This window comes from Corallococcus llansteffanensis (assembly GCF_003612055.1).
GTDB classification, from domain to species: domain Bacteria; phylum Myxococcota; class Myxococcia; order Myxococcales; family Myxococcaceae; genus Corallococcus; species Corallococcus llansteffanensis.
In genome coordinates this window covers 1-9,128 of the sequence record NZ_RAWB01000403.1, presented here as the reverse complement: position 1 = coordinate 9,128, position 9,128 = coordinate 1, and the positions used below count along the sequence as shown (strand labels likewise).

1 protein-coding gene is annotated in these 9,128 nt (G+C 73.4%); it reads right to left on the bottom strand.

The genetic code is table 11. The features are described from left to right. Window positions 1–9,128 (bottom strand): non-ribosomal peptide synthetase/type I polyketide synthase (locus D7V93_RS29850; protein ID WP_120646625.1); only part of this gene is annotated, 9,128 nt, incomplete at both ends.

Sequence of the window (9,128 nt, the reverse complement as noted above, 5' to 3'; positions counted from 1 at the left end):
GGGCGGAGGAGGGAGGCGGGACGGCAGCGTCACCGGCTCCACGCGCCCGTCGGTGCGCAGGCGCGCGTGGCGGCCCGTGCGGTACAGCCGCGCGGAGGCCTCCAGCGGGTGCGGCACGAGGCGGCGCTGCTCCTCCGCCTCGTCCTTCCACAGGCCCGAGGGGAGTCCCGCGCCCGTCAGGGCCAGCTCGCCGACGACGCCCAGGGGGACGGGCTGTCCGTCCGGATCCAGCACCCACGCCTGGATGCTGGCCGGGATGCGCTCCCCCGGCGCGCGGGGCAGCAGCGCGCCCTCCACGGCGCCACCGGACAGGAGCACCTCCACGCCCGCGGCCCGTTGCAGCGCGGACGCCAGCTCCATCGACGCGCCCTCCAGCACCAGCGCGCCCACCGTGCCCAGCGAGCCGCGCGTGCCGGGCAGGTCCGTCAGCGTGCGCGCGAGCCGGGCCGACGTGTGCACCAGCACCGCGCCGGATTGACGCGCCAGTTCGAGCAGGCCTTCCACGCCCTGCTCGCCCTCCACCAGCACCTGCTCCTGGCGCGCGACGCCTTCACCCTCCAGCATCTCGCGCACCCGGGCCAGCCGCCGCAGGCCGTCCATCACCACCGGCGTCTCCAGGCCGAAGTCGATGAGGGCCGCCACCTCATCCACGTCCGCGGCCTGCACCTCGCGCAGGCGCTTCAGCCCGTTCTCCACCGAGCCCACGAGGCCCGTGGTCCTCGCGTGGTGCTCGAAGGTGTGCTCCAGCAGCGCGTTGATGTCCTCGGGAGAGAGCTTGTTGATCTCCCCCTGGTAGCCCTGCGCGGCCAGCAGCGACGTGACGATGTCCGTGGAGCCCCGGAAGTAGCCGAGCAGCGGCTGGCGCACCGTGCGCAGCACCTCCGCCTCGTCGTCGCCCAGGTACGTGTGCAGCATGACGGTGATGTGGCCGCGGCCCGGGTGGCCGTTGCGGCGCCACGCCTCGCGGTAGAGCGCCACCTTCGGCTTCAGCTCCTCCAGCGAGTGCGACATCAGGCCCGTCAGCACGCCCGCGCCCAGCTCGCCCGCCAGTCGGAACGTCTCCGGGTTCACCGTGGCGGTGAGCCACACCGGCAGCTCCTTCTGCACGGGCTTCGGGCGCAGCGACAGCTCCACCGTCGTGCCGCCGCCGGCCGGGCGGGTCACCTTCTCACCGCGCCACAGCGCGCGCAGCGTCCGCAGGTTCTTGAGGAGGATGTTGCGCCGGTCCTCGTAGTTGGCCGGCGCGAAGGTGAAGTCGTGGACGTGCCAGCCCGTGGCCACCGAGAGGCCCACGCGGCCCTGCGACAGGTTGTCCACCACGGACCACTGCTCCGCGATGAGCAGCGGATCATGCAGCGGCAGCACCACGCTGCCCGAGCGCAGGCGCAGGTTGCGGGTGACGGTGGCGAGCCCCGCAGCCACCACGGCCGGCTGCGGGTACAGGCCGCCGAAGGAGTGGAAGTGCCGCTCCGGCGTCCACACCGCGGAGAAGCCATTCGCGTCCGCGAACTTCGAGCCCTCCAGGAGCAGCTCGTACTTGGGTCCGGAGAGGGTGTCCTCGTCGTTGGCGAAGTAGATGAGGCTCAGGTCCATCGCCTTCGCCCGGCGTCCACCGCCCTGCAGGTTCACCAGCCGCGCGGTGACCTGCTCCGACGGGAACACCACGCGCAGGCCGCGCGACAGCGCCCACAGCGCCTCCAGGTCCGGCCGGTCCGGCGCGGCCTCGCCCGCGGACAGCCACGCGCCGCCCTCCGAAGGGGACAGCCGCGCGTCCAACCCGATGAAGAAGTCCGCCAGCTCCCGGTGGCCCAGCGCCCACGCGGGCTGTCCCGCGCCCATGGGCAGCAGCCACGCCAGGGTGCCGGCGTCGTTCGCTCCGAAGGCCTCCGGAGGGCTCACCGTGTCGGAGCCCGCGAGGACGTCCTCCACGTACAGCACGCGCGACGCCTCCAGGCGCACGGCGGTGACGAGGTCGCGCGAGGTGACGAGCACCGGCACGCGGGCGCCCTCGGGCGCATAGAGCGACATTCCGCCCAGGTCGGTGGGGCCCAGCGCGACGCCCGCGCCGCCGGCCTCCAGCACGGCCCACAGCGCGGCCAGCTTCTCCGGCCCGGGACGCAGGCTCACGGCCACGGGCGTCCCGTCCTTCACCCCCAGCGAGCGCAGCCGCGCGGCCAGGGTGCGCGCGCGCGCGCCCAGCTCCGCCCACGTCCAGTGCGAGTCCCCGCGCGACACGGCGATGGCGTCGGCCTGACGCGCGCGGCGGTCCGCGAGGAGGGCGGGCACGGAGGTGAAGCCGGACACGGTGCGGGGACGCGGCCATGCGCGGCGCTCCGCCTCGGTGGCGAGGGGGAGGCGGGAGACCTGCGTGTCGGGCCGGGACAGCGCGGCGGACAGCATCACCTGGAAGTGCTGCACCAGGCGCTCCATCGTGGCGGCGTCGAACAGCTCCGTCCCGTACTCCAGCGCGCCGTGGATGCGGCCCGGGGACTCGGAGAGCACCAGGGTGAGGTCCGCCAGGGTGGAGCCCCACTGCACGGGCGTGTTGGGCACCTCCACCACGGAGCCGCGCATGCCGGTGAGCTCCAGCGACATCGCGCCCGCGCTGACGCCGGAGTGGAAGACGAAGACGGAGTCGGCCATGCGGCCCTTGCCGATGTCCTTGCCGGGGACGAGCGCCTCGACGAGGTACTCGAAGGGCACGTCCGGACGCGACTGGGCGTCCGCGACCTCTTCACGCACCTGGGCGAGCATGTCGCGGAAGGTCGGGTCGCCCACGAAGCGGGTACGGAACGCGGCCGAGTGCGCCACGTAGCCGATGAGCGGGAACAGCTCCGGGCGGGTGCGGTTGGCGATGGGCGTGCCGACGATGAGGTCCGTCTGGCCGCTGTAGCGGTGCAGCAGCGTCTGCCACGCCGCGAGCACGGTCATGTACGCGGTGAAGCCCTCGCGCCGGGCGAAGGCGGACAGCTCGCGGGCGAGCGCGGGCGGGAACTCCACCGTCATGCGCGCGGAGGTGAGCGGGCACAGCGCGGGCCTGGGGCGGTCGGTGGGCAGGTCGATCTGCCGGGGCATGCCGGCCAGCCGCTGCCGCCACCACTGCTCCTGCTCCGGCAGGCGCGCCTCGGAAATGCTCTGGCGCTGCCACGCGCCGAAGTCCGCGTACTGCACGGGCAGCGGGGGCAGGGGAGAGGGACGGCCCTGGAGGAAGGCGTCGTAGAGCTGGCCCAGCTCCTGGACGAAGAGGGCGACGGAGAGCGTGTCGCAGACGATGTGATGGATGCTGACCATCAGCATGTGCACCTGCGTGTCCAGGCGGACGAGCGTGGTGCGCAGCACGGGGCCATTCACCAGGTCGAACGGCAGGGCCGCGTCCTCGCGGGCGATGCGCAGGGCCTCAGGCTCGCGCGTGTCCAGCGGGCCCCGGAGCTCCACGCGCGCCAGGGGGATGTGGACCTTGGCGTGGAAGCGCTGCACGGGGCGGCCGTCCACCACGTCGTAGGTGGTGCGCAGGGCCTCGTGGCGGTGGACGATCTCCTGGATGCCGCGCTCCAGCACGTCGGCGTTCACGACGCCTTCGAGCCGCAGCACGAACGGGATGTTGTACGCGGACAGGCCGGGCAGGTGCTGCTCCAGGCGCCAGACGCGCTCCTGCACGAAGGACAGGGCCAGCTCGCCCGTGCGGGCACGGGGCACCAGTGGAAGCTCCACGGACACTTGGGCCTGCGGGGCCTGCCGAAGCAGCGGCTCCAGGCGCTGGGCGATGCCCGCGACGGTGGGGGCCTCGAAGAGCGCGGCGAGCGGGAGCTGCACGCCGAAGGTGTCACGCACCTGGTTGAGCAGCTGCGCGGCCGTCAGCGAGTTGCCGCCGATCTCGAGGAAGTTGTCCTCGCGGCCGACGAACTCCAGGCCCAGGCGTTCGCGCCACAGCGCGGCCACGCGTTCCTCGACGTCGCCGCGCGGCGCGTCCTCACGGCCAGCGGGGACGGGGGCAGGGACCACGACCTCGGAGGCCGTGTGCGCGGTGAGGCCCGGCATCAGGGTCCGCGCGGTGGTGGGTGCGGCTTCGGGCGCGGGGACGAAGGCCGCGCCCGCGGGCATGGACGCGCCGGCGTGGAGCGACTGCGCGAGCCCCGAGGCGGCCGGTGACACGAACGGGTTCGCTTCGCCACCTGTGGGAACGGGGGCGTTCGACGGGCCCGCGTGTTCGGAGCCGTCCGTGGGAGACAGTGTCACCGTGGCGACGCGGCCGGAGGTCGCCATCGCGGTGGGGCCGGACTGCGTCGCCGGTGCACGGCCCGCGAAGGGCGCGGACATCCCGGCGGTCGGAGGCTCGGAGAGCGGCGGCCCCAGGAGCACGGGCTGCTGAGGGACGAAGTCCTGAGCACCCGGGCCCGTGGCCACGGAGTGCTGGGGCGCGAAGCCCTGAGCACCCGGGCCTGTGGCCACGGAGTGCTGGGGCACCGGACCTGTCGCCCCCTGTGTACCGGCATGAGCCGGAGCCGTCGGACCCGCTCCCACGCCCGCCGGAACGGTCGCGTTCGACGCGGACACGGTCTGCGGTGCACGCACGGCGGGCAGGGCCGGCGCCGTGAACGCGGAGGGCAGGGCGCGGGCGCGCGACTCCACCCACACCGCCTTCTCCTGGAACGCATACGTCGGCAGGTGCAGCCGCAGCCGCTGCTCATGCGCGTAGAACGCACTCCAGTCCACTGTGACGCCCGCGGTCCACAGCTCGCCCACGCCCTGGAGCCAGCCCTGCTGCTCCGTCGTCGTCCCGCCCCGCCGCAGCGTCGCCATCGCGCGGACGCGGTCGCGATCCTGACCCAGGCTGGCGCGGACCAGCGGCGTCAGGTCCTGACCGGGCCCCACCTCCAGCAGCACGCCGCAGCCCTCTTCCAGCAGGGCGCCCACGGCGTCGGAGAAGCGCACCGGCTGGCGCATCTGCTCCGTCCAGTAGCGCGGCTCCACCAACTGCCCCGGCTGCGCGAACGTCCCGGTGAGCCCGGACGCGTAGCGCACCGTCGGCTCCGAGCGGTGGAGCGAACCCACCACCCGCGCCAGCTCCGGCATCAGCGGCTCCACGTCCGCCGAATGGAACGCATGCGGCGCGGGCATGCGCACCACGCCCGCCTTGCGGCGCTCCAGCTCCGCCTTCAGCGCCTCCACTTCCTCCACCGGGCCGGACACCACGCACCGGTCCGGCGCGTTGACCGCCGCGAGCGTCAGCCGCCCCGTCAGCATCGGGAGCACCTGCGTCTCCGGCAGCGCCACCGCGAGCATCGCCCCCGGAGGCATGCGGTGCATCAGCTCCCCGCGCGTCACCGCGAGCCGCAGCGCGTCCTCCAGCGACAGCACCCCCGCGATGCACGCCGCCGCGTACTCCCCGAAGCTGTGACCCAGCACCGCGTGCGGCGTCACCCCCAGGTCCTTCCACAGCCGCGCCAGCGACACCTGCACGCTGAACAACGCGGGCAGCGCCACGCGCGTGTCCCCAAGGCTCGCCGTCGCTTCCGCCTCCGCGCCCTCCGCCGGCCGCAACAGGCCCGACACCCGCGCCCGCAGCGGCGCGTCCAGCAGCGCGAGGCACGCATCCAGGTGCGCGCGGAACAGCGGCGACGCCTCCGCCAGCTCGCGCCCCATGGCCACCTGCTGCGCGCCCTGGCCGGAGAACACGAACGCCACGCGCGGCGCGCGGTTCGTGCCCTTCACCGCCGGGGCCGGCTTCTGGAGCTGCCGCGACAGGTCCGCCGCGTCCTTCGCCACCAGCGCCCGCCGGAACTCGAAGACCTTGCGGCCCACGGCGTGCGTGAACGCCAGGTCCGCCATCGACAGGTCGGAAGCCCCGGCCTGCGCGTGCGCATCGAGCTGCCGGGACGCCGCTTCCAATGCCTCGGGCGTGCGCGCGGACAGCAGGATGAGCTGGTGGGAACGGGTGGTGGAACCACTCTGCCGCATGGGAGCTTCCTCGAGAATCGCGTGGGCATTGGTGCCACCAATGCCGAAGGAGCTGACGGCGGCGAAGCGGGGCGTCTCGCCCCGGGGCCACTGTCGCAAACGGGTGTTGACGAAGAACGGGCCCGCGTCGAAGTCGATCTGCGGGTTGGGCCGCTCGAAGTGGAGGCTGGGCGGGATCTCTCCGTGGTGCAGCGACAGCGCGACCTTGATGAGCCCCGCCAGGCCCGCCACCGTGTCCAGGTGGCCGATGTTGGTCTTCAGCGACGCCAGCGCGATGGTGCCCCGGGCTTCCGCGCCCAGGCCGTACGCGCGCGTCAGCGCCGCCACTTCAATCGGGTCCCCCAGCGGCGTCGCCGTGCCGTGGGTCTCCACGTAGTTGATGGCTTCCGGCGCCACGCCCGCCTTCGCGAGCGCCTGCGACACGACGGCCGCCTGCCCCTGCACGCTGGGCGCGGTGAAGCCGGACTTGTGCCGGCCGTCGTTGTTGATGGCCGAGCCCCGGATGACGGCATAGATGGCGTCGCCATCCCGCACGGCATCCTCCAGGCGCTTGAGCACCACCGCGCCCACGCCGTTGGCCGCGAGCGTGCCCTGCGCCTTCTCGTCGAACGCGCGGCAGTGGCCGTCCGGGGAAAAGATCATCCCCTCCTGGTGCACGTAGCCCGTGCGCTGCGGCACCGACAGGCGCGTCGCGCCCGCGATGGCCACGTCGGACTGGCCCACCTGGAGGCTCTGGCAGGCCAGGTGCACCGCGACGAGGCCCGTGGAGCACGCGGTGTAGAGCAGCGTGCTCTCACCCGTCAGCCCCAGCTTGAAGGACGCCTTCGTGGCCAGGCTCTCGTGCGTCGCGGTGCCGTGCAGCTCCAGGTAGGACGCCGCGTCCAGCGGCATCGCCTGACGCACGGCCTCCGTGTACCCGGAGCTCGTGGCGCCCGCGTAGAGCGAGATGGCGCCCGGGAACCGGTCCGGATCCACGCCCGCGTCCTCCAGCGCCGCCCAGGCCGTCTGGAGGAACAGCCGCTGCTGCGGATCCGTGAACTGAGCTTCCCGCAGGGACATGTCGAAGAACGCGTGGTCGAACTTCTCCACGCCGTCGATGACGCCGCCCGCCGGAACGAAGGCCGGGTGGTGCCACAGCTCCAGCCCCTCCGGCAGGCCGGGCAGGTGCTCCAGCTCCTCCGGCGTGAAGCGGGAGATGGACTCCACGCCCCCGCGCAGGTTGCGCCAGAACTCCTGCACCGTCATCGCGCCAGGGAAGCGACCCGCGAGGCCGATGATCGCGATGGAGCCCGAAGCACCGGCCTTCGGCGCCTCGCGCGGACGGGGCGCGGGGGCCGGGGCGACGGGTTCAGCGGAGGCCGCGGGGCCTCCCGACTCGCGCTCCAGGCGGCGGGCCAAGTCATGCACGGTGGGGTGCTCGAAGAGCCACACCACGGGCACGTCGCGCTGGAGCTCCTCGCGCAGCCGCGCGGCGATGCGGACCACGGACAGCGACGTGCCGCCCAGGTCCTCGAAGAGGTGGTCGTGCACGCCCACCTTGTCGGTGCCCAGCTCGCGGGCGAACACGGGCGCCATCCGCTGCTCCAGCGGGTGGGTGGGTTCCACGAAGCGGCCCTGACGGCCGGTGGACGCGGCGTCCGGGGCGGGCAGGGCCTTGCGGTCCACCTTGCCGCTGGGATTCAGGGGCAGGACGGGCAGCATCACGAACACCGACGGCACCATGTACTCCGGCAGCCGCAGTCGCAGGCCCGCGCGCAGCGACGCGGTGTCCAGCGGGTGTCCTTCCCGGGGCATCAGGTAGGCGATGAGGCGCTTGTCGCCGGCCACGTCCTCGCGCACCACCACCGCCGCTTCCTGCACGGCGGGCAGGTGGCGCAGGGCGGCCTCCACCTCCATCAACTCGATGCGGAAGCCGCGCACCTTCACCTGGTGGTCGGCGCGGCCCAGGAACTCCAGCACGCCGTTGGGCAGCCAGCGGACCACGTCGCCCGTGCGGTACAGCCGCGCGCCGGGCGTGGTGCCCTGCGCATCCGGGATGAAGCGCTCCGCCGTCAGGTCGGGCCGCGACACGTAGCCGCGCGCCAGGCCATCACCGCCGAGGAACAGCTCGCCCGGCACGCCCACCGGCACCGGGCGCAGCCGCGCGTCCAGCACGTAGACCGTCGTGTTGAAGAGCGGCGGCCCGATGGGCACCGACAGCCCCGGCACCACCTGCTCCGGCTGGTCCATCGTGTAGGCGGACGCGACGACGGAGCACTCGGAGGGCCCGTAGCCGTTGGTGAACTGGATGTGCAGGGTCTCCATGGCCTTGCGCACGTGGGGCGCGGAGACGATGTCGCCACCGACGTGCAGCTCATGCAGGCGCCGGAGGATGTCCATCCGGTGCTCGACGAGCTGCGCGAAGAGGCCGGCCGGCATGTGGACGAAGGTGACCCGGTGGCGCTCCACCACCCGGGCGAGCGCGTCCATGTCACCCGGCACGGCCTGGGCCGGGAAGATGACGAGCCGGCTGCCATGCATCAGCGGCAGCCACAGCTCCAGCACGGAGCCGTCGAAGGAGATGGGCGCGAAGAGCAGCGTCGTGTCGGAGGTGTCGAAGCGCGCGTACGGCATCGCGTGCATCAGCCGCAGCAGGCCCCGCTGCTCGCTGGCCACGCCCTTGGGCCGCCCGCTGCTGCCGGACGTGAAGATGACGTAGGCCAGGTTGCGCGGGCCCACGTCCACCACCGGCGCGGTGACGGGATGCGCGGCGAGGGACAGCTCCTCCATGAGGAGGCACGGCAGGGACGCGTCGGGCAGTTGCAGCCGCCCCCGCAGGGCGCCCGTGGTGAGGACGAGCTTCGGCCGCGCGTCCTCCAGCATGAAGGTCAACCGCTGCGCGGGGTACGAGGCGTCCATCGGCACGTAGCAGCCGCCGGCCTTGATGACGCCGAGCACGGCGACCACGAAGGTCACCGAGCGCTCCAGGCACAGCGCCACCGGCACGTCCGGCCCCACGCCCCGGGCCCGCAGCTCATGGGCGAGCTGGTTGGCCCGCGCGTCGAGCTGCGCGTACGTCAGCCGTTCGTCGTCGGACTCCACCGCGATGGCGTCCGGGTGCTTCGCCACCTGCACCGCGAACCGCGCCGCGACGTTGCTGTCGGCGGGGTAGGGGTGGGCGGTGTCGTTCC